This is a genomic window from Caballeronia concitans, assembly GCF_001544615.1.
GTDB lineage: Bacteria > Pseudomonadota > Gammaproteobacteria > Burkholderiales > Burkholderiaceae > Caballeronia > Caballeronia concitans.
Genome location: NZ_FCNV02000017.1, coordinates 1 through 22062 on the forward strand (window position 1 = coordinate 1; position 22062 = coordinate 22062).

General features: G+C 64.3%; 17 protein-coding genes. 3 read left to right on the top strand and 14 right to left on the bottom strand.

Annotated features, from left to right (window positions below; translation table 11 throughout):
- Positions 1-170: 170 nt before the first annotated feature.
- The 3 genes from phaC to AWB72_RS25810 form a co-directional block, all read right to left on the bottom strand.
- Positions 171-2213, bottom strand: coding sequence for a class I poly(R)-hydroxyalkanoic acid synthase (gene phaC / locus AWB72_RS25800; protein ID WP_040050120.1), 2043 nt, complete (start codon positions 2211-2213; stop codon positions 171-173).
- A 292-nt stretch (positions 2214-2505) separates the two neighbouring features.
- Positions 2506-3342 (bottom strand): peptidoglycan editing factor PgeF, encoded by an 837-nt coding sequence (pgeF, locus tag AWB72_RS25805; RefSeq protein WP_052449835.1) that lies wholly within the window; start codon positions 3340-3342, stop codon positions 2506-2508.
- The gene (locus AWB72_RS25810) at positions 3339-4511 is read right to left on the bottom strand and encodes an RluA family pseudouridine synthase (protein WP_052449836.1); all 1173 of its coding nucleotides are present in this window, start codon (positions 4509-4511) and stop codon (positions 3339-3341) included. The genes pgeF and AWB72_RS25810 overlap by 4 nt, the downstream gene beginning before the upstream one ends.
- Before the next feature lie 222 nt (positions 4512-4733).
- On the opposite strand from AWB72_RS25810, the gene AWB72_RS25815 reads away from it, so the two are divergent.
- The gene (locus AWB72_RS25815; protein ID WP_040050121.1) at positions 4734-5567 is read left to right on the top strand and encodes an outer membrane protein assembly factor BamD; all 834 of its coding nucleotides are present in this window, start codon (positions 4734-4736) and stop codon (positions 5565-5567) included.
- A 181-nt stretch (positions 5568-5748) separates the two neighbouring features.
- Positions 5749-6468 carry a transposase gene (locus AWB72_RS25820; protein WP_052449837.1) on the top strand — a complete coding sequence of 240 codons (720 nt, stop codon included), beginning with the start codon at positions 5749-5751 and terminating at the stop codon, positions 6466-6468.
- Here the strand turns inward: AWB72_RS25820 and yoaA are convergent.
- From yoaA to AWB72_RS25835, 3 genes are all read right to left on the bottom strand, one after another.
- Positions 6428-8656: a DNA repair helicase YoaA gene (gene yoaA / locus AWB72_RS25825; RefSeq protein ID WP_040050122.1), complete on the bottom strand. Its 2229-nt coding sequence runs from the start codon at positions 8654-8656 to the stop codon at positions 6428-6430. The genes AWB72_RS25820 and yoaA overlap by 41 nt on opposite strands.
- A 103-nt stretch (positions 8657-8759) precedes the next feature.
- The gene (locus tag AWB72_RS25830; protein ID WP_052449838.1) at positions 8760-8981 is read right to left on the bottom strand and encodes a DUF465 domain-containing protein; all 222 of its coding nucleotides are present in this window, start codon (positions 8979-8981) and stop codon (positions 8760-8762) included.
- 62 nt (positions 8982-9043) lie between these two features.
- On the bottom strand, positions 9044-9844 hold the full coding sequence (locus AWB72_RS25835; RefSeq protein WP_040050203.1) for a flotillin family protein: 801 nt from the start codon (positions 9842-9844) through the stop codon (positions 9044-9046).
- Positions 9845-10128: 284 nt separating this feature from the next.
- On the opposite strand from AWB72_RS25835, the gene AWB72_RS25840 reads away from it, so the two are divergent.
- Positions 10129-12474: a Tex family protein gene (locus tag AWB72_RS25840; RefSeq protein WP_040050123.1), complete on the top strand. Its 2346-nt coding sequence runs from the start codon at positions 10129-10131 to the stop codon at positions 12472-12474.
- A 74-nt stretch (positions 12475-12548) separates the two neighbouring features.
- Here the strand turns inward: AWB72_RS25840 and AWB72_RS25845 are convergent, their stop codons facing one another.
- The 8 genes from AWB72_RS25845 to hflX all read right to left on the bottom strand — a co-directional run bounded on the left by AWB72_RS25845 (position 12549) and on the right by hflX (position 22001).
- Positions 12549-14441, bottom strand: a complete 1893-nt coding sequence (locus AWB72_RS25845) for a potassium transporter Kup (protein WP_040050124.1) — start codon at positions 14439-14441, stop codon at positions 12549-12551.
- Positions 14442-14700: 259 nt separating this feature from the next.
- Entirely contained in the window at positions 14701-15261 is a 561-nt protein-coding gene (locus AWB72_RS25850) for a phosphoribosyltransferase (RefSeq protein ID WP_040050125.1), read from the bottom strand.
- A gap of 104 nt (positions 15262-15365) precedes the next feature.
- Positions 15366-16712 carry an adenylosuccinate synthase gene (locus AWB72_RS25855; protein WP_040050126.1) on the bottom strand — a complete coding sequence of 449 codons (1347 nt, stop codon included), beginning with the start codon at positions 16710-16712 and terminating at the stop codon, positions 15366-15368.
- A 129-nt stretch (positions 16713-16841) separates the two neighbouring features.
- A complete protein-coding gene (locus AWB72_RS25860; RefSeq protein WP_040050127.1) occupies positions 16842-18014 on the bottom strand; it encodes an ATP phosphoribosyltransferase regulatory subunit in 1173 nt (390 codons plus the stop codon).
- 110 nt (positions 18015-18124) lie between these two features.
- A complete protein-coding gene (locus AWB72_RS25865; protein ID WP_244794619.1) occupies positions 18125-18310 on the bottom strand; it encodes a DUF2065 domain-containing protein in 186 nt (61 codons plus the stop codon).
- Positions 18311-18370: 60 nt separating this feature from the next.
- On the bottom strand, positions 18371-19267 hold the full coding sequence (gene hflC, locus AWB72_RS25870; RefSeq protein ID WP_040050129.1) for a protease modulator HflC: 897 nt from the start codon (positions 19265-19267) through the stop codon (positions 18371-18373).
- Positions 19268-19278: 11 nt separating this feature from the next.
- Positions 19279-20661, bottom strand: a complete 1383-nt coding sequence (gene hflK, locus AWB72_RS25875) for an FtsH protease activity modulator HflK (protein ID WP_040050204.1) — start codon at positions 20659-20661, stop codon at positions 19279-19281.
- A 56-nt stretch (positions 20662-20717) separates the two neighbouring features.
- A complete protein-coding gene (hflX, locus tag AWB72_RS25880; RefSeq protein ID WP_244285757.1) occupies positions 20718-22001 on the bottom strand; it encodes a GTPase HflX in 1284 nt (427 codons plus the stop codon).
- Between the last annotated feature and the right edge of the window lie 61 nt (positions 22002-22062).

The following is a 22062-nucleotide window of genomic DNA, read 5'->3' on the forward strand; positions in this document are numbered from 1 at the left end:
CGGCGCCGCGATTTTCGCGAGCGAGCCGCCGAACTTGCCGACCGCTGTACGCGCGGCCGATACGATCACTACGTCAGTCATTTCAGTTTCCTTTGGCATCGAATGTTAATGCCGTTTCGTGAGTGCCTATGCGGCTTCGCGCACAGTCGCCATTCCCGCCTGCGCGCCGATCAGCTGTCGCGCTCCAGCACATAACGGCCTGGCGCGGCCTCGATAACGGGATGATCTTTCGACCCGAGCGATGCGCCCGGCTTCACCTGCTCGCCCGCGTTCGCGGCGAGCCATTCCGACCACGTCGGCCACCAGCTTCCCGGATGCTCGCTCGCGGCTTCGAACCACGCGTCGGGGTCGTCGGGGAGCTTGCCGTCGGCGCTGTCGATCTGCCAGAAGCTGCGCTTGTTCTTCGACGGCGGATTGATCACGCCCGCGATATGCCCCGACGCGCCGAGCACGAACGTCTGCGGCCCCGAAAGGATGGGCGCCGAAGCATACGCCGATTTCCACGGCACGATATGGTCTTCGCGCGAACCGTAGATGAACGTCGGCACGTCCAGCTTCGACAAGTCGATGGACTCGCCGCACACGGTCAGCGCGCCCGGCTCGCGCAGCTTGTTCTCGAGGTACGTGTTGCGCAGATACCAGACGCACATCGGGCCGGGCAGATTCGTCGAATCGCTGTTCCAGAACAGCAGGTCGAACGCTTGCGGCGTGCGGCCCTTCAGGTAATTGTCGACGACATAATTCCACACGAGATCGTTCGGCCGCAGGTACGAGAACGTGTTGGCGAACTCGATGCCGCGCATCAGTCCCGCCGGCGCGCCGTTCTTGCCGCCGATCGCCTGTTCGCGCATCTGCACGTGCGCCTCGTCGACGAATACGTCGAGCACGCCGGTGTCGGAGAAATCGAGCATCGACGTGAGCAGCGTCATGGATGCCGCCGGCTCGTTGCCGCGCGCCTTCTCCACCGCGAGCGCCGTCGCGAGCAGCGTTCCGCCGATGCAGAAGCCGAGCGTGTTGATCTTGTCCGCGCGCGTGATGTCCTTCACGACGGCCATCGTTTCGATCACGCCTTGCTGCACGAAGTCGTCCCAGGTCTTGTGCGCGATCGACTGGTTCGCGTTGCGCCACGACAGGATGAACACCTGCTGCCCCGATTCGAGCGCGTAGCGCACGAGCGAGCCTTCCGGCGAGAGATCGAGGATATAGAACTTGTTGATGCACGGCGGCACGATCAGCAAGGGCCGCGCATAGACCTTCGGCGCGAGCGGCTTGTATTGAATCAGTTGCACGAGTTCGTTCTCGTACACGACCGCGCCTTCGGTGGTCGCGATGTTCTTGCCGACCATGAACCGCGATTCGTCCGATTGCGAAATCTTGCCGCGCTGCAAGTCGCCGAGCAGATTCAGCATGCCCTGGCGCAGACTCTCGCCCTTGCTTTCGATGAGCGCCTTCTGCGCTTCCGGATTGAGCGCGAGGAAATTGCTCGGCGAAGCCATCGCCGCCCATTGCTGCACGGCGAAGCGGATGCGCTCGCGCGTCTTCGGGTCGCTCTGGATCGCGTCGGCGAGTTCCTGCAGATAGCGCGCGTTCAGCAGATACCACGCGGCGGTGAATGCGAACGCGGGCGTCGATTGCCACGCGGTGTCGGTGAAGCGCCGGTCCTTGAGCGCCGATGCGTCGATGTTCTGTTCGCTCGCCTGCTTCAGGAGTTCGGCGACATCGCGCGTGTAATCGCTTTGCAGCTGATGCAGCCGTTCGGGCGGAATGGCGGCGGTCGGAATTTTCGGCAAGGTCGGCAAGCCCTGCATCGCCGCGCCGAAACCCGGCATGCTGCTCGCGAGCTTCGCGAATTCCGCGAGACCGTTCATCTTCGTCATGTCCGGCATCTGCGGCATGCTGGCGATGGTCGGAAACGCAGTCGGAAATCCGTTCGGAAAGGCATTCGGAAAGCCGCCGAAACCCGGAAACGGCAAAGCACCCAATCCTGGCATGCCGGCTTTGGCGCCATCGGCCGCGTTCGCCGTAAATGCGCTCGCCGCCTGATTCGTCTGCTCAGTGATTTTGGCCCATTGACCGGGATCGGCCACGGATCGCCACGCGTTGAGCCATTGCTCGAACGCCTGCTGTACGCCAGTCGCTTCGGCTGATGAAGGTGCCGCGTTGCTGTCGGCCGTACTGGAGCGGGAAGATGAAGAAGAAGTTTTGGAAGCCATACCCGCCTTTGACCTCTGAGTCTCGCAAGACTGATTGTGATGCAGGCATTGCCGGGCGTCTCGACCAGCGCGCAAATATGGGTGCGCCTCAAATGCGCGTGGCAAGAATTGCCTTGCTACGCCGTGCCCGATTGAATGAATTCCGGGAACATTCTTGCTCTAGGGTGTCGAGCATGTCAATGCTTCGTCCCGATTTTGCCGCAGTGCGATATTTTTATAATTATCGTTTTCCCCCATCGGAGAAAAGGCTTCCCCGCCGGGGTTGAAAATCGTCAATCAAATTGCGGATGAATTAATCGGCAAGCCAGATCATTGCTGCCATGCGGCCGGTTATGCGGTCGCGCCGATACGAATAAAATCGCTCTTTTTCCGTGACCGTGCAATGCGTGCCGCCATGAATGCGCGCCGCGTCGAGGCCCAGGCCGGCGAGTCGCAGGCGCGCGAGCGCATAAATGTCCGCCATGTATTTGCCGTCGCTGCCTGTCGGCCGGAACGCGGCGGCGGTGGCATCGCGATGAATCGGGTCTGACGCGGCGACGAACGCATCCAGCACGTCTTCGCCGACTTCGAACGCCGCCGGTCCAATGGCCGGCCCGAGGTACGCATTCAGTTTCGATGCCGGCGCGCCCGCCAGCGCGGCAACGCGCTCCCCCGTCTTTTCGATGATGCCCGCAGCCAGTCCGCGCCACCCCGCGTGCGCCGCGCCGACCGCGCGGCCTTCGTCGTCGCAGAAAAGCACGGGCAGGCAATCGGCCGTCATAACGACACACACGACGCCCGCGCGATCCGTCACGCTCGCATCCGCGCTGACGGGCTTCGATGCGCCGATGACCGCGTGCGCGTCTTCGACCGCTGCGCCGTGAATCTGCTGGAGCCACGCCGCATGCGGCGCGCCGGTGAGCGCGAGCGCGCGGCGGCGGTTTTCCTGCACGGCGTCGGGGGCATCGCCGGTGGAAAGGCCGAGATTCAGGCCACCCGCGCCGGGCGCGCCGCCATCGTAGGGCGCGGCGCTCACCCCGCCTGCGCGCGTCGTCACGAATGCGCGAACGCGCGGCGACACGCGCCAGTCCGGCCACAGGCAATGCCGGGGGTCCAGTGCGGCCTCAGCGCGGGCGTGGGAATCGGTCATGCTTCGTCGTCCTCGTAATCGTCGTCTTCGTCCCAGTCGTCATCGCCGATCTCGTAGACCTGCGCGAAGTCGTCGTCTTCTTCGTCGAATTCGATGTCGTCGTCGCGTCCGAAGCCCAGTTCGGCGGAAAGCGTCGCCATGTCGTCGGGCACGTCCGCGCGCCAGTGCACGTCCTTGCCCGTCAGCGGATGAATCAGCCCGAGCCGCCACGCGTGCAGCGCCTGACGCGCGAAGCCGTTCGGCAGCGGCGTCACGGAACGCTTGCCGCGCGCGTGTCCGTAGACCGGGTCGCCCAGAAGCGGATGGCCGACGTGCGCGCAATGCACGCGAATCTGATGCGTGCGGCCGGTTTCGAGATCGCAGTGGATCGCGCTCACGGGCTGGCCCTTCCAGACCGCGCGGTCGATGGTCCGAAAGTGCGTGCGCGCCGGCTTGCCCGCCGCGCTCTGCACGACGGCCATGCGCGTGCGTTCGCGCGGATCGCGGCCGATGGGCGCGTCGATCGTGCCGTCCTCGCGCATGTTGCCCCACACGAACGCGACGTAACGGCGCTTCACCGTGCGCGCCTGCAACTGGCGCACGAGGTCGGTTTGCGCTTCGAGCGTGCGCGCGACGACCATCAGCCCGGACGTTTCCTTGTCCAGCCGATGCACGATGCCCGCGCGCGGCAGGCCGGCCGCGGCGTCGCCGTATCGATGCAAGAGGCCGTTCAGGAGCGTGCCGCTCCAGTTGCCCGCCGCCGGATGCACGACCATGCCCGCCGGCTTGTTGACGACGACGAGCGCGTCGTCTTCATACACGATATGCAGGGGCACCGGCTCCGGCGTGAACGCTAGCTGCTCGGGCAGCAGGTCCGGCACGAGCGAAATGGTCGCGCCGAGCGGCACCGGCTGGCGCACCTTGGCGTTCGCGCCATCCACGAGCACGCGCCCTTCCTCGATCCAGCCCTGCAAGCGGCTGCGCGAGAACTCCGGGAAGACCTTGGCGAGCACCTTGTCGAGCCGGTCGCCCGCGAGTTCGTCGGGGACGCGGGCCGTGCGCGTGTCGACGGCGGATGCCGCCGGGTCCGCGCCGCGCGCCGATTCGGGCAATGCCGAGTCGTCGGCTGCATCGCATCGGCTATAATCTTTGAGTTGTTCTTTGGTACGACGAGTACTTGAGCGGGTCATTTGAAGAAGATTTACGGGAACATCCCGAAGAACTGTTCCGGTGAAGTAGCGCGTGGTCGATGCCTTCAATGACGTTTCAACGTCATCGCGCATTCTGCGAGTCGCGGTCGACCGGACGGCATCCAACGGCACCGAAGGGCATGCCGCGCGGAGAGACTGCACCGGAATCACAGCTGCAAACAGCGAGAATCAGCCAGTAATAGCCAGGACAAGCAAGCACTGATGCGAGCCTTCAACACCATTCATCAATCGATGCGGCAATCGATCAAGTATCTGGCGCTGGCCGCGAGCGTCGCCATCGTCACGGCCTGTCACGGCCTGCCTGAGAAGACCGACGAAACGGCACTCTGGAACAACAACAAATTATATACGGAGGCCCAGGACGCGCTATCCGGCAGCGACTGGGGCAAGTGCGCCAAGTACTTCGAGGCGCTCGAAGGGCGTGATCCGTTCGGCCACTTCGCGCAGCAGGCGCAGATCAACGTCGCGTACTGCAACTGGAAGGACGGCGAAACCGCCGCAGCGGACCAGGCCATCGACCGCTTCATCCGTCTGCATCCGGATCATCCCGAGATCTCGTACGCGTACTATCTCAAGGGCATGATCCACTTCAACGACGACCTCGGTCTCTTCGGCCGCTTCTCCGGTCAGGACATGAGCGAGCGCGATCCCAAGTCGCTGCGCGAGTCGTATGACGCGTTCAAGGTCGTCGTGGACAAATATCCGCAAAGCAAGTACGCGCCGGATTCCGCGCAGCGCATGCGCTATATCGTGAACGCGCTCGCGTCACATGAAGTGCATGCCGCCGATTATTACTATCGCCGGGGCGCGTATGTGGCGGCGATCAACCGCGCGCAGCTCGCCATTCGCGAATACAAGAACGCGCCGGCAACCGAAGACGCGCTGCACATCATGATGATGTCGTACCAGCGTCTCGACCAGCCGCAACTCGCCGACGACACCAAGCGCGTGCTCGCCGCGACGTTCCCGGACAGCCCGTATGTCACCGGCAAGCGCCGCGCGGGCACCGACAAGCCCTGGTATCAGATCTGGTAATCTTCGCGGAAACAGCCGGCGCCTCGCGCCGGCCTTTCGACAAGGGCGTTCGATCGCCCTATTTTTTTGCTCAAAATTTTGAGCTTTGGCAACAAAATTTAGCAATCCTCAGATTTCAGTCAGGCATCGAACGCGCGATGGCGCGTCGTCTGAGCATGACAGGTTTTGACACGAGATCAGCATGGCAACACCCGCTACCGGCGACGAAACGCTTCCGACGACTCTTCCGATGCGCACCCAGCGCGACGAATTCCTCGACACGATGGACCATCTCCTGCCGTGGCCGAGCTTGTGCGCGATCGTCGAACGGCACTGCGCAAACGGCGCAAAGGACGGCGATGCGCAGCTTTGCACCGATGCCGTCGAGCGCATGTTGCGCGTGTGCTTGGTTCAGAGCTGGCTCGGCTTGTCCGATCGCGGATGCGCGGACGCGCTCATCGACAGCATCGCGGTGCAGCGCTTCACGCGCATCGATGCCGCGAGCGGACCCGCGCCCGACGCACGCGCGATCCAGCAATTCCGGGATTTTCTGCAGTCGCAGGGATTGGCCAAGCCTTTGCTGGCCGAAGTGAACGGCGTGCTCGCGGCGAACGGCATCCGCATCAAGGCGGGCACGAGCACGAACGCGCGCATCGTCGCGGATATCGCGGGCGCGCCGGCCGTGGCAGAGAAGCCTCGTCCCAAAGCGAACGACCGCCCCGCGAACCGCAGGCCGCAACAAGCAAAGCCCACGTATGGCGACGCCTACGGCAGCCAATCGATGCGCTTCCGGCACGCACCGAAGCCCACGCCGTCCGGACCCGACGCCAGCGCGCGGATCGCTCAGGCGATCGCCAATATCGAGCGCATCGCCAACCGCGTTAGTCGGCCAGTTCCACTGCCGAATTCGGCGAATCGCTGAAGAACGCGCGCACCACGTCGAGTTCTCGCGTGCGCTTGAACGGCGGCAGGCTTTGCCAGATGCGCCGGCCATAGGGTTTGTCGACGAGACGCGTGTCGCAGATCATCAGCACGCCGCGATCCGTTTCCGCGCGAATCAGACGGCCCGCGCCCTGCTTGAGCGTAATGACCGCCTGCGGCAACTGATGCACCGCGAACGGGCTCAGCCCTTTCTTCGTGAGCGCGTCGAGCCGGGCGGCGAGCACGGGATCGTCGGGCGGCGCGAACGGCAGCTTGTCGATGACGACGAGCGAGAGCGCATCGCCGCGCACATCGACGCCTTCCCAAAAGCTCTGGCTGCCGACGAGAATCGCGTTCCCATACGCGCGGAAACGGTCGAGCAGTTCAGTGCGGCTCGCATCGCCCTGAACGAGCAGCGGATTGTCCCAGCCGCGACGCTCCATGACATCGCGCAGGCGCGTCGAGATGCGATCCACCGCGCGCAGCGTGGTGCACAGCACGAACACGCCGCCGCCCGCCGCCTCGATCACCGGCAGCGCGGCTTCGAAGACGGCGTCGGTGAATTGCGGCGACGACGGCTGCGGCAGATTGCGCGGCACGTACAACAGCCCTTGCGACGGGTAGTCGAAGGGACTCGGCAGCGTCATCGAGCGGCGCGAATTCAGACCCATCTGCGCCGCGTAGTGCGTGAAGTCGCCGCGCACCGACAACGTCGCCGACGTGAAGATCCACGCGCGCGGCACGCCGGCGCGCTGCTTCGCGAAAATCGGCGCGACCGATAGCGGCGTCTCGTGCAACTGAACCGTGTGCGAGAACACTTCGATCCAGCGCACCATCTCGTTCGGCTCCTCCTTCGCGGCTTCCTTCGCGGTGGCCTCGTCTTCCACGACGGCGCGCTCCAGCGGCGTCGGCGGCGTGGTCCAGCCCGAAAGCTGATCCTGCAACTCGCGCGCGCGTCGCACGAGCGCCTGCAACGATTCCGCCCGCTCCGCATGCGACGACAGCGCCGCGGCGAGCGCATCGAGATGCGTCTCCAGCGTGTCGAGCGCGTCGAAGAGCGGATGATTGTCCGGAAGCTGGCCGAGCGAAAAGCGCGCCGAATCTTCCTTGAACGCGAGCCGCAGGTCGCGCGCGGCGCGTTCAAGCGCGGCGCCGAGCTTGGTCCAGTCGGCGGCGTCGCGTGCGTGGCTCAGCCCTTCGGCGACCGTGTCGCGCGCAAGCTCGAGGAACTGTGTCGTCGAAAGCGTCTCGCCGAAGAAGAGCGTCGCGGTCTCGGGCAACTGATGCGCTTCGTCGAAGATGATGGTGTTCGCCATCGGCAGAAGCTCGGCCATGCCGGTGTCGCGCAGCATCACGTCGGCGAAAAACAGATGGTGATTCACCACGACCACGTCCGCCTGCTGCGCCTCCTTGCGCGCCTGCATCACGAAGCAATCCTTGTAATGCGGGCATTCCTGGCCGAGACAGTTGTCGCGCGTGGACGTGACCATCGACCAGACCGGCGAATTCTCGGGCACGCTCGCAAGCTCGGCCTTGTCGCCGGTACGCGTGATCTTCGCGAAGCGCACGATCTCCTGCAAATGCGACGTGTCCTGGCGCGACGGCAGGCGGCCGTTGTCGGCGGTGCGCTCCAGATAGTAATGACAGAGGTAGTTCGCGCGGCCCTTGAGCATTGCCACGGAGACGGGCACGGCGAGCGCGTCGCGCACCGTCGGGATGTCGCGCTGGAAAAGCTGGTCCTGCAGATGCTTCGTGCCGGTCGAGACGATGACCTTGCCGCCCCAGAGCATCGCCGGGACGAGGTACGCGTAGGTCTTGCCGGTGCCCGTGCCGGCTTCCACGATCAGCGTGTTTTCGCCGCCGTCGATCGCCGCCTTCGCGCTCGCGATGCCGACGTCGTCGGCGGGCGGCTCGTCGGGCGCGTGCGGCTTGTCCGATGGCCCGAGCTTGCGCGCCGGACGGCGCTGCGCTTCGAACATCGCGGGCTCCGGCATCGCGCGGCCGGAGGCTTCCATCGCGGCCGCGACGGAGCACGCCATTTCGATCTGCGATGCGCGCGGCCGGTAGCCGTCGATGGCGCGCGCGAGCAGGCCATCGGCGGAGAAAATCGCATCGAGTTCGACGCGGCGCTTGTCGGTCAGCGCGAACGGCGTGCTCTCGGGATCGGGAGTGTGGACGGGAGTGTTCAAAAGGAGCTAGATCCTGCGGATACTGCGGGTTTCGTGCGATGCGCCGCGCCGCCGGCGGTGCGTACCGCCGGCGAACGGCTGCTTCGGCGCGTCGTCAGGCGGTTCAGTGCGGGTCCGTGTCCAACTGCAATTGCAGCAGAAGGATCGTGTCCTTGACCTTGAGCTTGCGCTTTTTCAGGCGGCGCAACTCGAGGTCGTCGATGCCGGACAGCTTGCCGATCAGCGTGTCCAGGCCGTGATGCTCTTCCTGCAACTGCGCGATGCGATCGCGAAGCAAAGCGGCATCGACGGCGGATTGTCGGGGTGCGTTCAAGCGCTGCTGCATGCTCGCCTCCTGTCGGCCAGAGCGAGTGCTTGGGCACCCGGCTCCGATCTATCGATCTGGCGTTACTTGCCCTGCTGCTGTTGCTGCTGTTTCAACTGTTCCTGACGCTGCTGTTCCTGCTGCGCCTGCTGTGCCTGCTGTGCTTTTTCCTGCTGCTTGCGCGCGGCTTCCTTCTGGCGCGCTTCCACTTCGGCGCGATGCTGCGCGGCTTCCTGCTGCTTCTGCTCGAAACGCTGCGCTTTCTGGTCGCGTTCCTGCGCTTCCGCGACGCCGCGCGCACGCGCCTCGTCGAGTTTCTTCTGGTAATCCGCCTGCTTCTGGTCGTAGGCCGCCTGGTTGGCCGCACGCTGCGGCGCTTCGGCCGTGCGTTGCGCGGCGGCGAGCGCATTCTGCCGCTGCTTGTCCTCGTACGCCTGCTGATTCGCCTTCTCGTTGGCCGCGCGTTGCGGCGCTTCCGCGTCGTATTGCGCCTGCTTCAGCGCGCTTTGCCGGTCGCGCTCTTTCGCGCGCTCGGTGCGCTGTTCGTCGTCGAGCGCGAGCTGTTCCTGCCGGATCTGCTGACGCGTCTCGCGCATTTCGGTGCGCGCATTGTCGAGGCAATGGTTGACAAAGAACTTGCTGTAGCAGTCGTGCTGCTTGACGCCGTAGCGGTAATCGTTCTCCGACGTGCGCTTGTCGAGCGCCTTCTGACGCCGGTCATATTCGGCACGCAGCGCCTCGTCCGCCTTGTCGGCGCTGCTGGCCGAATCGAGCGGCTGCGCGCTCACCGAGGTCGACGGATCGATCGGCCTCGCCGTCTGCGCGATTCCCGGCTGCGTCACGAGAGCGACGAGAACGCCGATCGACGATACGGCCACGGCCATCGGCGCGGCCTTTGGAAGGCGAAAGTTGAGCAAATTGATGAACGACAACGTGATAGGGAATCAGGTGCGCGAAGGTGGATAAAGGGCTTGCGCGGTCCCGAAATTCTATCACCGCGCGCCGGAGCGCTCCGGCATTTATGGCAAAATGCCCCGCTCAGCAACCCGGCCCATCGCTCGTCACGGCACCCGGTGGCGCTTGCCCGCCGCACGCCCACGCAGTTCCACGCACGCCGGTCCTCGCGCCGCCGCCGCATCCCTGACGAGCCAGCAGACAGCGCAGAATCATGACGGAAACCGTAGCACTCAAGATCGTACAGCGCATCGCCACCGAACTCACCGTGCAGCCGCGCCAGGTCGCCGCCGCCGTGCAGCTTCTCGACGAAGGTTCGACTGTCCCGTTCATCGCCCGGTATCGGAAAGAAGTGACCGGCAATCTCGACGACACGCAACTGCGCACGCTCGAAGAACGCCTGCTGTACTTGCGCGAGCTGGAAGGCCGCCGCGCGGCGATCCTGCAAAGCATCGACGAGCAAGGCAAGCTGACCGGCGAGTTGCGCGGCGCGATCGAAGGCGCCGACAGCAAGCAGGTGCTCGAAGATCTCTATCTGCCGTACAAGCCGAAGCGCCGCACGCGCGCGCAGATCGCCCGCGAAGCCGGTCTGGAACCGCTCGCCCAGGCGCTGCTCGCCGACCCGACGCTCGATCCGCAAGCCGAAGCCGCGAAGTTCGTCGATGCCGAGAAAGGCGTCGCCGACACCAAAGCCGCGCTGGACGGCGCACGCGACATTCTTTCCGAGCAGTTCGGCGAAACGGCCGAAATTCTCGGCAAGCTGCGCGACTATCTGTTCAATCAGGGGCTCGTGATGTCGAGCGTGATGGACGGCAAGGAAGGCGAGGAAGGCGAGAAGTTCCGCGATTACTACGACTACAGCGAGACCATCCGCACCGTGCCGTCGCACCGCGCGCTCGCGCTGTTCCGCGGACGCAACGCGGGCGTGCTGTCCGTGAAGCTCGGCCTCGGGGAGGAACTGGACGTGCAAGTGCCGCATCCGGGCGAAGCGATGATCGCGCAGCACTTCGGCATCGCGAATCGCGGGCGCGCCGCCGACAAATGGCTCTCCGACGTCTGCCGCTGGTGCTGGCGCGTGAAGGTGCAGCCGCACATCGAAAACGAACTGCTCACGCAATTGCGCGAGGAAGCCGAGCACGAAGCGATTCGCGTCTTCGCGCGCAATCTGAAGGACTTGCTGCTCGCCGCGCCGGCCGGTCCTAAGGCGGTGATCGGTCTCGATCCGGGCCTGCGCACGGGCGTGAAGGTCGCGGTCGTCGATCGCACCGGCAAGCTGCTCGCGACCGACACCATCTATCCGCACGAACCGCGCCGCGACTGGGACGGCTCCCTTGCGAAGCTCGCGCGGATCGCGCGTGAAACGCAGGCCGAACTGGTGTCGATCGGCAACGGCACGGCGTCGCGCGAGACGGACAAGCTCGCGAGCGAACTCATCGCGAAGCATCCGGATTTGAAGCTGCAAAAGATCGTGGTTTCGGAAGCGGGCGCGTCGGTGTATTCGGCATCGGAACTCGCGGCGAAGGAGTTTCCGGAGCTGGATGTCTCGCTGCGCGGCGCGGTGTCGATCGCGCGGCGTCTTCAGGACCCGCTTGCCGAACTCGTGAAGATCGAGCCGAAGGCCATCGGCGTGGGGCAGTATCAGCACGACGTGAATCAGCGCGAACTGGCGCGCTCGCTCGATGCGGTCGTCGAGGACTGCGTGAATGCCGTCGGCGTCGATGCGAACACGGCGTCCGTCGCCCTGCTCGCGCGCGTGTCGGGACTGAACGCGACGCTCGCGCGCAATATCGTCGACTATCGCGATGCGAACGGGCCGTTCCCGTCGCGCGAGCATCTGCGCAAGGTGCCGCGGCTCGGCGACAAGACGTTCGAGCAGGCCGCCGGCTTCCTGCGCATCAACAACGGCGAGAATCCGCTCGACCGCTCTTCGGTGCACCCGGAAGCGTATCCGGTCGTGCAGCGCATTCTTGCCAGGATCAACAAGCACGTCGGCGATGTGCTCGGCAAGCGCGAAGCGCTCGCGGGCCTTTCGCCGGCCGAGTTCGTCGACGATCGTTTCGGTCTGCCGACCGTGCGCGACATTCTCGCCGAGCTGGAAAAGCCGGGCCGCGATCCGCGCCCCGAGTTCAAGACCGCGACCTTCCGCGAAGGCATCGAGAAAATCTCCGATCTCGCACCGGGCATGGTGCTGGAAGGCGTCGTGACGAACGTGGCGGCGTTCGGTGCGTTCGTCGATATCGGCGTGCATCAGGATGGCCTCGTGCACGTATCGGCAATGTCGACCAAGTTCATCAAGGACCCGCACGAAGTCGTGAAGGCGGGCCAGGTCGTCAAGGTGAAGGTGCTCGAAACCGATGTGAAGCGCCAGCGCATTTCGCTGACCATGCGCCTCGACGACGATTTCGCGCCGGCATCGACGGGCGGTGGCGCCGGATCATCGGCGCGCGGCGGACAGGATCGGCGTTCTTCAGGCGGCGGGCGGGATGCGCGCTCCGGTCAACGCCGCGAGCAGGAACCGGCCGGCGCAATGGCTGCTGCTTTCGCAAAACTGAAACGGTGAGGAAGTACGCTGGCAAGTAAAAAACCCACGCTTCGGCGTGGGTTTTTTATCGCTGGAACGAAACGCGGACGCGCTCAGATCTCGATCTTCGTCCCCAGTTCCACGACGCGATTCGCGGGAATACTGAAGAAATCGGTCGGCTTCGCGGCGTTCTGATGCATCCACGCGAACACGCGCTCGCGCCACACCGACATGCCCGGCAGTTCCGTCGGCACCACCGTTTCGCGCGCCATGAAGAACGACGTGTCCATCAGTTCGAAGGTCATCGCGTGGGTGCGCGTGATCTGTTCGAGCACCGCCTTCACGTCGGGCGTTTCATTGAAACCATACGCGGCCTTCACGAGAAAGAGCCCGCCCGACACGTCCTTCACTTCCAGCCGATGCGCGTCGTCCACATAAGGGATATCGCGCGTAATGAAGTTGAGGAAGATGGTCCGCTCGTGCAGCACCTTGTTGTGCTTCAGATTGTGCAAGAGGCTCACGGGCACGAGCGAATCGCTGCCGGTGAGATAGATGGCCGTGCCCGACACGCGATGCGGCGGATGCGCAAGCAGACCCTGCAGGAACGGCATGAGCGGGATGCCGTCGGCGGCCGTGCGATCCTTCACGATCATGCGGCCCTTGTACCAGGTCATCAGCAGGAAGAAGAGCGCCCCGCCGATGCACAGCGGCAGCCAGCCGCCCTGCTCGATCTTCAAGAGGCTCGCGCCGAAGAAGCCGATATCGATGACGAGAAACACGGCGATCATCGCGCCGACGAGAAAGCGGTTCCATCCCCACAGGTTCGTCATCACGACGGACACGAGGATGGTGGTCACGAGCATCGTCGCGGTCACGGCGAGACCGTAAGCGGCGGCCAGATTCTCCGAGCTTTTGAACCCGACCACGATGCACAGGATGATGAAGAGCAGCATCCAGTTGACGAGCGGAATATAGATCTGCCCGATCGCCAGTTCGGACGTATGCAGGATCTTCATGCGCGGCACGTAGCCGAGCTGAATGGCCTGACTCGTCAGCGAATACGCGCCCGAGATCACGGCTTGCGATGCGATCACGGTGGCGATCGTCGAGAGAATCACGAGCGGCAGCAGCGCCCAGTCCGGCGCGAGCAGAAAGAACGGGCTTTCGATGGCCTTCGGCGAATGCATCAAGAGCGCGCCTTGCCCGAAATAATTCAGCAAAAGCGACGGCATCACGAGCCCGTACCAGCCGTAACGAATGGGACTGACGCCGAAGTGACCCATGTCGGCGTAGAGCGCTTCCGCGCCCGTCAGCACCAGCACGACCGAGCCCAGCACGATATACGCCTGCAACACGTGATCGGCCATGAACGAGAACGCGTAATACGGATTCAGCGCGACCAGCACGCCCGGCGCGATCGCGATGTGATAAGCGCCCAGCCCGGCGAGCGTCAGGAACCAGACCAGCATGATCGGCCCGAAGAGCTTGCCGACGACGGCGGTGCCATGACGCTGGATCCAGAACAGCATGACAAGGATCACCATCGTGATGGGGATCACGTAGGGAGAGAGTTTCGGCGCGGCGATCTCGAGACCTTCCACCGCCGATATCACCGACATCGCCGGCGTGATGACGGCATCGCCATAAAACATGCATGCGCCGAAGATGCCGAGCATCATCAGCACACCGGATAGACGGCCGGGATCTTTCACGCTGCGCAGCGCGAGCGTCATCATCGCGAAGACGCCGCCCTCGCCGTTGTTGTCGGCGCGCATGACGAAGAGCACGTATTTGACGGCCACCACCATGACGATGGCCCAGAACAGCAAGGAGATGACGCCGAGGATGGACGCTTCCGAAAGCGCGATGCCGTGCGTCGGGCTAAAGGCTTCCTTCAGAGCGTAGAGGGGACTCGTGCCGATGTCGCCGAAGACGACGCCGATGGCCGCGAGCGCAAGCGATGGCAAAGGCTGTTTGCGCTCTTGCGCGTGAGTCATGTTAGTCATAAAAGCGAGATATCCGTCCAGAGCGGAAGAAAACCGAACGCCATTCTATCTAACGTCGCACGCATAGACGCCCTCTCGCATGTTGCGGACGCGCCACGAGAGACGCGAGTGAGAGTTTAGCATCGTGCCCCGTGGGTGTCGGCGGGATCGCGCGTGCGTTACATCGCGTTTGCTTCGAGCGGCCGCAGAAAAAGCAAAACGCCGTTGCTTCGGGCGAAACGCCCGGCGCAACGGCGATGTTTCGATGCTTCGATACGTGTTACACGCGGCCGTTTTGCGTGCCGCGCTTGATCCACGCGCCGAGATTATGCGGACGCACGGTGTCCCATTCCTCGAACGGCTGATGTATCCACGGGTTCGTTTCGAGAAACTGCACGTGATAGTCGGGCTTGACCTTCGAGCACGCCTTGTACCACAGCACCGCGGAGCGCACCGCCGTGATCGCGGGATAACGCTCCTTCAGATGATCCTGCACGCGCGCGAGCGTGACGCCGGAATCGACGAGATCGTCGACGAGCAGCACGTTGCCCGACAACTCGCCGCGCGTCATCGTGATGTACTGCGCGATGTCCAGATCGCCCTGCTGCGTGCCCGCCGCTTCGCGATACGAACTCGTCGCGAGAATGGCGAGCGGCAGGTCGTAGATGCGCGAAAGCTGGTCGCCGACGCGCAGGCCGCCGCGCGCCAGGCACAGGATTTTGTCGAACTTCCATCCCGACTCGTGCACGTTCAGCGCGAGAAGTTCGATCAACCGGTGATATTCGTCCCAGTTGACCCAGAGGTTCTTTTCGTCGTTACGCGGGTCGGTCATCGCGATCATGGTGAGGCTCTTTCAATTGCGTACTGCGGTTATATACGAAATGTGGCCGCGCTAAGCGGCCACATTCTTTTACAGCGTCCGGCTAGGGTCGAAGCGTGGTGCGCTCAGACCTTGAACGGATGACGAAGCAGAATGGTTTCGTCGCGGTCGGGACCGGTCGACACCATGTCGATCGGCACGCCCGCCACTTCCTGCACGCGCGTGAGATAGGCGCGCGCGTTCGCGGGCAGGCTGTCCCACTGCGTGATGCCGACGGTGCTTTCCTTCCAGCCGCCGAACGTCTCGTAGACCGGCTCGCAGCGCGCCACTTCCGATGCGCCGCGCGGCAGGATGTCGATCGGCTTGCCGTCGAGCGTGTAGCCGACGCACAGCTTCACTTCTTCGAGACCGTCGAGCACGTCGAGCTTGGTCATGCACAGACCCGTGATGCCGTTGATCTGGATCGAACGGCGCAGCGCGGCGGCGTCCAGCCAGCCTGTGCGGCGCGGACGGCCGGTGACCGAGCCGAATTCCTTGCCGACGGTGGCGAGCGTCACGCCGACCTGTTCCTGGCGATTCGGATTGTCCGCGTCGTACAGTTCGCTCGGGAACGGGCCCGCGCCCACGCGCGTGCAATACGCCTTCGTGATGCCGAGCATGTAGTTGAGCTTTTGCGGACCGACGCCCGCGCCCGCCGTCGCCGCGCCCGCGACGCAATTGCTCGACGTGACATACGGATACGTGCCGTGATCGATGTCGAGCAGCGTGCCTTGCGCGCCTTCGAACAGCAGATTGCGGCCGGCGTGGTTTTCGTCGTAGAGACGGCGGGAGACGTCCGTGACCATCGGCGCGAGACGGTCGGCGTAGCCGAGCATCGTATCGAGCGTTTCCTGATAATCGACTTCCGCTGCGCCCAGATACTTCGTCAGCACGAAGTTGTGGAAGTCCAGCACTTCACGCAGACGCTCGGCGAAGAGCGGCGCGTCGAACAGATCCTGCACGCGCAGACCGCGGCGCGCGACCTTGTCTTCGTAGGCCGGACCGATACCGCGTCCCGTCGTGCCGATCTTGCCGGCGCCGCGCTTGGCTTCGCGCGCCTGGTCGATGGCGACGTGGTACGGGAGAACGAGCGTGGCGGCTTCGGAAATGAACAGGCGCTTGCAGACGTCGATGCCCGCGGCTTCCAGTTCGTCGATTTCCTTGAACAGCGCTTGCGGCGACAACACGACGCCATTGCCGATGTAGCAGGCCGTGCCCGCGCGCATGATGCCCGAGGGGATGAGGCGCAAGATGGTTTTCTTGCCGCCGATGATGAGCGTGTGGCCGGCGTTGTGACCGCCCTGGAAACGCACGACGCCCTGGGCGTGGTCCGTCAGCCAGTCGACGATTTTGCCCTTGCCTTCGTCACCCCACTGGGTGCCCACCACGACGACATTGCGCCCCGGGTTCACATTCACTGCACTGGCAGACATGTTGATTCGTTAGCTGGTTAAAAACGCATTTTACCTATGTTCGCGGTCGTTTCCGAGTTTTTCGGGATGCGTTCCGCGATTCGGTCGCCTTTGCGCGATTAGACGCACGAAGGCGAAAGTCCTTGGCCGTCAGGCGCCGGCAGGAGCCGGATTCACGCGCTCCTCGACCGCCCATTGCCCGTTTCGCTCGACGAGCACGCGATCGAACGCGAATTCGTCGAGATCGTGTTCGTGGCCCGGCAGCGCCTGAATGACGACCTCGCCCGCATCGCGCAGCGCCGCGACGGCCGCGCGCAGCGGTTCTTCGTGCTTCCACGGCGCGAGGATCGCGCTGCCGCGTGCATCGACGGGCGAAATGCGCGCCACTTCGCGCAGGTCCAGCGAAAAGCCCGTCGCTGGCCGTGCGCGGCCATATGCGGAGCCGACGTCGTCGTAACGGCCGCCGCGCGCAACCGCGTTCGGCACGCCGTCGACGTAAGCGGAGAACATCACGCCGCTGTGGTACGCGTAGCCGCGCAAATCGGCGAGGTCGATCATCAATTCGGCGCCGTCCGCCCGGGCGGCGAGGAACGCGAGGTCGTCGAGCGCGCGGGCGATCACCGGCAGATTCGGCAGACGCGCACGCGCCATTTCGAGCACGGAAGCATCGCCATACAGCGACGGCAGCGCGCGCAACGCATCGCGCGGCACATGGCCGAGATGCGCGGTCAGTTCGTTCAGGCGCGGCACGTCCTTGCTGGCGAGCGCGTCGTACAGCGCTTCTCCGAGCGATGCCGCCGCCGGCTCAAGCTCGAGCAGCGCGGCCAGCACGCCCGCGTGGCACAGATCGAGACGCACTTTCGAGAGGCCCGCGAGATGCAGCGAATCGAGCATGAGTTGCTGAATTTCGAGGTCCGCCTCGAGCCCGGCGTGACCGTAGATTTCCGCGCCGATCTGGATCTGCTCGCGCGTCGCGTGCAGCCCGCGCGGACGCGTGTGCAGCACGACGCCCGCGTAGCAAAGACGCGTGACGCCCTGCCGGTTCAGCAAATGCGCGTCGATGCGCGAGACCTGCGGCGTGATGTCCGCGCGCAGTCCGAGCGTGCGGCCGGACAACTGATCGACGAGCTTGAACGTGCGCAGATTGAGGTCGCTTCCGCCGCTCGTCAGCAGCGACTCGAGATATTCGAGCATCGGCGGCATGACGAGTTCATAACCGTACGAGCGGAACCGGTCGAGCAGGCGGCGGCGCAGCTCTTCGATCTTGCGGGCCTCCGACGGCAACACGTCGGCGATATTTTCGGGAAGTAACCAGGTGGACATCGATACGTTTCCTGCTTGGTCGCGCTTCGCGGCGCGGGTCGCATGGGCGAATAGGGAAAAGATAGGCTAAATGGCGGATCGCCGCCGGGCGCTTTGTTCCTGGGACGGAATCACGTGGCGATCCACAGCAGGATCAGACCGAGCGCCATGGCGATCAGCCCGCCGATGCGGATGTGATGCGGCGGCCGCTCGGCGATACGGCGGAACGTGTCGCGCCAGGCCGTGGGAAACACGAAGGGAAACATGCCTTCGATAATCAGCATCAACGCAAGAGCGAGCAGTATCGTCTCGACCATGTCTATGGGAAGAAGGCGCCGCGCGATCGTTCATGCTTCGTGACGCGCGGCGCGGGTGCGTCAGCGTTTCGCCGCGGCAGCAGACGTATCCGCGCCGCCGTTCGGGCTCTTCATGAAACGGAAGAAATCGCTGCTCGGGTCGACCACGATCACGTCGCCGGACTTGAACGTCTTCTTGTAAGCCTCGAGGCTCTGATAGAACTGGTAGAACTGGGGATCGCGGCCATAGGCGTCGGCTGCGATGGCCGCCGCCTTGCTGTCCCCTTCGCCGCGGATGGATTGCGCCTGACTGTAGGCGTCGGCGAGAATCTGCTGCTGCTCGCGTTCCGCGTCGGCCTTGATCTTGTCCGCATCCGCCGTGCCTTTCGCGCGCTCGGTCGCCGCCGCCTGCTGGCGCGCCGCGATCATGCGCTTGTAGACCGAATCGGCCACCGCCGACGGAAAGTCGATGCGCGTCATCTGCAAATCGACGAGCTGCACGCCGAACGCGGCCGCCGCGCTTTCCACCGCCTTCAGCGCTTCCGTTTCGATCGCCTGCTGATTGCCGAGCGCATCGGTCAGCGAACGATTCGCGAACGCGCTCGCAAGCGCCGTGCGCGCCAGCGCGATCAGCCGCTCCTGCGCGGTCTGCGTGTTCTTCTCGTTACTGACGAAGAGCTTGAGCGGATCGGCCACGCGGTACTTGACCACCGTATTGGCCAGCACTTCGTTCTTGTCCGACGTGGTGAAACGGTCAGCGCCGCTCTCGTCGATGGTGAGCGTGCGGGTGTCGATGAGCGTGAGCGTCTGGAACGGCGGCGGCAGCTTGAAGTGCAGGCCGGGGCCGTCGAGACGCGGATTGCTGTCGCCATGAGCGGCGACGACGGCGGCATGCCGTTCGTCGACAGTGAAGACCATCGACGAACCGATGAACAGCACGATGACGACCGCGACGACGAGCGCAATGATTCGATTCATGTTCGCGCTCCTTACTGCAAGTCGTCTTGACGGCTGCGCGAGCGGAACGCATCGCGCGAACGCAGCGGGTCGCCGCTGGCCGCACTGGCGCCGCTTGCCACGCTGGCAGGCGCTGCCGTCGACGGCGCGGACGCCGCGTTTTGCGAACGCACCTGCGCATCCGGCACGGTGGACGCATTCGGCGCGCTCGCCGCGGCGGCATTGCCCGCGTTGCCCGCTGCGTCCTTCGCCTGCTGGCGATTCGCATCGACCAGTTTGTCGAGCGGCAGATAAATCACGTTATTGCCTGCCTTGCTGTCCACGAATACCTTCGTGGTGCGCGAGTAGATCTGCTGCATCGTGTCCAGGTACATGCGTTGACGAATGACCGCCGGCGCCTTCGAGTATTCCGCGAAGACCTCCTTGAAACGCTCGGCGTCGCCCTGAGCCTGCGTGACTTCGCGGTTGCTGTATGCGTTCGCTTCCGCGATCGTCTTCGCCGCATCCGCCTTCGCGCGCGGCAGCAGTTGATTCGCGTAGGCCTCGGCGGTATCGCGGGCGCGTTCGTTGTCCTGACGCACGCGCGATGCCTCCTCGAACGCCGCCTGCACCTGCGTCGGCACCTGCACGCTCTGCACGGTGACGCCCGTCACTTGCAGGCCGGTGCGGTACGCGTCGAGCGAGCGCTGGATGGCTTCGGCAAGACGCGCGCGCAATGCTTCGCGGTCCTTGTAAAGCAGGTCGTCGGTCATCGCGGCGCCGGCAATTTCGCGGATCGCGGCCTGGCCCGCCTCGGTGACGCTCTGATCGGGATCGAGACTGCGGAACAGGAAGTCGGTCGGCGACTTGATCTGGTACTGCACCGCGAAGCGCACGTCGAGAATGTCGGCCTCGTTCGTCAGAAGCGATGCGTCGCGCACGTTGCCTTGCGACAGCGCCGCGCCGCGCCCGATTTCGACGGAACGAACCTGAGATGTATCGACGATATCGTGCGACTGGAACGGATAAGGCAGACGCCAGTGGATGCCTTGCGTGACCGTCTGACGATACTGGCCGAACTGCGAGACCACGCCGACATGCCCGTCCTGCACGACGAACACGCCGCTGCCCAGATAAATGGCGATGAGCACGCCAATGACGATGCCCACGCCGATGCGCGTGCCGCGTCCGTTGTCGCGCGGCATGCCGCCGCCGGGCTTGCGGCCGAAGATGCCCGCGATCCGGCGATTGAACTCGCGCCACATTTCGTCGAGATCCGGCGGGCCTTCTTCCTTGCCGTTGCCGCGCTTGCCGTCCTGCGGACGCTTGGAGTCGTTCTTCACGCCATCGCCGTCGCCCCGCCCCCAGCGCGGATCGTTGATCGAAAAGACGGCACGCATGCGTTGCCTGTTAGTCCGCTCGTTGTAATCGTTCACTCGGTGATTCACCATTAGACAGCCGGTTCGATGCCGCGTCGGTAATACGGAGCAGTTCAGTGTCCGTGCTCGGGAACCTCGTGGCCTTCGCGTTCTCCGGCTGGCCGGTGGTCTTCCGGCTGCGCGTTCGCGTCGTGTGTTTCGGTCGGCCCGGACTGCGTGGATTGCGTGGCTTCTGACGTCTGTGCCGGCTCGCCCGTTTCGGCGAATACGCTCGGCATGCTTTCTTCGGATTCGCCTGATTCCGCCGTAGCGATTTCGGCGATGGCGGCGCGCAGCGCGTCGAGTCCCTGACCCGTGCGTGCGCTCAAAAAGACGCGCGAAATATTACCATACTCATCCCTTTCAACCGCGTCGCCGCGGGCCGCGAGTTCGGGCACGGCGTCGATCTTGTTGAAGACGAGAACCTGGCGGATGCCGTCCGCGCCGATGCTCCGCAATACCTCGTTCACCTGATCGATCTGATCCAGGCGCACGGCGCTCGATGCATCGACCACGTGCAGCAGCAAATCCGCGTGGATGGTTTCCTCGAGCGTCGCGCGGAAAGCCGCGACGAGCTGGTGCGGCAACTCGCGGATGAAGCCGACCGTATCCGACACGACTACATGCCCCGCTTCCTCGCCGAGGAACACGCGGCGCGACGTGGTATCGAGCGTGGCGAACAGCTGGTTGGCGGCATACGCCTGGGCTTTCGTCAGCGCGTTGAACAGCGTGGACTTGCCCGCGTTCGTATAACCGACGAGCGACACCGACATCGTCTGGTTACGCTGCCGCTGACGACGCTGCGTGCCGTGCTGACGGCGCAATTTGGCAAGACGCGTCTTGAGCGCCTTGATGCGTTCGCCGATCAGCCGGCGGTCCGTTTCGAGCTGCGTTTCGCCGGGGCCGCGCAAGCCGATACCGCCCTTCTGACGCTCGAGGTGAGTCCATGCGCGAATCAGCCGCGTGGACAAATATTGCAATTGCGCGAGTTCCACCTGCAGCTTGCCTTCGTGGCTGCGGGCGCGTTGCGCAAAAATATCGAGAATGAGACTCGTGCGATCCACCACGCGGCGGTTCAACGCCATCTCGAGATTGCGTTGCTGCGCGGGCGCGAGGGCGTGATTGAAAATGACGAGTTCGACGTCGTTCGCTTCGCAGGAAAGGCGCAATTCTTCGACCTTTCCGCTGCCAATGAACATTTTGGCGTCCGGGCTCGAGCGACGGCCCGTGAGCGTAACGGCAGGATGGGCGCCCGCACTTTCTGCGAGCAGACTGAGTTCTTCAAGACTGGCTTCGAAATCGATCTTTCCGAAGTCGATGCCGACGAGCGCTGCGTTGATCAAATTAGATTTGGACAGTTTTTGAAGCGACCGGCGAGTTGCTTAATGTTCGCATTGAAATAGCAACGGCGCGCCGGTC

Coding starts and splice junctions, on each gene's coding strand:
- phaC (WP_040050120.1), bottom strand. CDS start 2,213: ATGGCTTCCAAAACTTCTTCTTCATCTTCCCGCTCCAGTACGGCCGAC.
- pgeF (WP_052449835.1), bottom strand. CDS start 3,342: ATGACCGATTCCCACGCCCGCGCTGAGGCCGCACTGGACCCCCGGCAT.
- AWB72_RS25810 (WP_052449836.1), bottom strand. CDS start 4,511: ATGACCCGCTCAAGTACTCGTCGTACCAAAGAACAACTCAAAGATTAT.
- AWB72_RS25815 (WP_040050121.1), top strand. CDS start 4,734: ATGCGAGCCTTCAACACCATTCATCAATCGATGCGGCAATCGATCAAG.
- AWB72_RS25820 (WP_052449837.1), top strand. CDS start 5,749: ATGGCAACACCCGCTACCGGCGACGAAACGCTTCCGACGACTCTTCCG.
- AWB72_RS25830 (WP_052449838.1), bottom strand. CDS start 8,981: ATGCAGCAGCGCTTGAACGCACCCCGACAATCCGCCGTCGATGCCGCT.
- AWB72_RS25835 (WP_040050203.1), bottom strand. CDS start 9,844: ATGGCCGTGGCCGTATCGTCGATCGGCGTTCTCGTCGCTCTCGTGACG.
- AWB72_RS25840 (WP_040050123.1), top strand. CDS start 10,129: ATGACGGAAACCGTAGCACTCAAGATCGTACAGCGCATCGCCACCGAA.
- AWB72_RS25845 (WP_040050124.1), bottom strand. CDS start 14,441: ATGACTAACATGACTCACGCGCAAGAGCGCAAACAGCCTTTGCCATCG.
- AWB72_RS25850 (WP_040050125.1), bottom strand. CDS start 15,261: ATGATCGCGATGACCGACCCGCGTAACGACGAAAAGAACCTCTGGGTC.
- AWB72_RS25855 (WP_040050126.1), bottom strand. CDS start 16,712: ATGTCTGCCAGTGCAGTGAATGTGAACCCGGGGCGCAATGTCGTCGTG.
- AWB72_RS25860 (WP_040050127.1), bottom strand. CDS start 18,014: ATGTCCACCTGGTTACTTCCCGAAAATATCGCCGACGTGTTGCCGTCG.
- AWB72_RS25865 (WP_244794619.1), bottom strand. CDS start 18,310: ATGGTCGAGACGATACTGCTCGCTCTTGCGTTGATGCTGATTATCGAA.
- hflC (WP_040050129.1), bottom strand. CDS start 19,267: ATGAATCGAATCATTGCGCTCGTCGTCGCGGTCGTCATCGTGCTGTTC.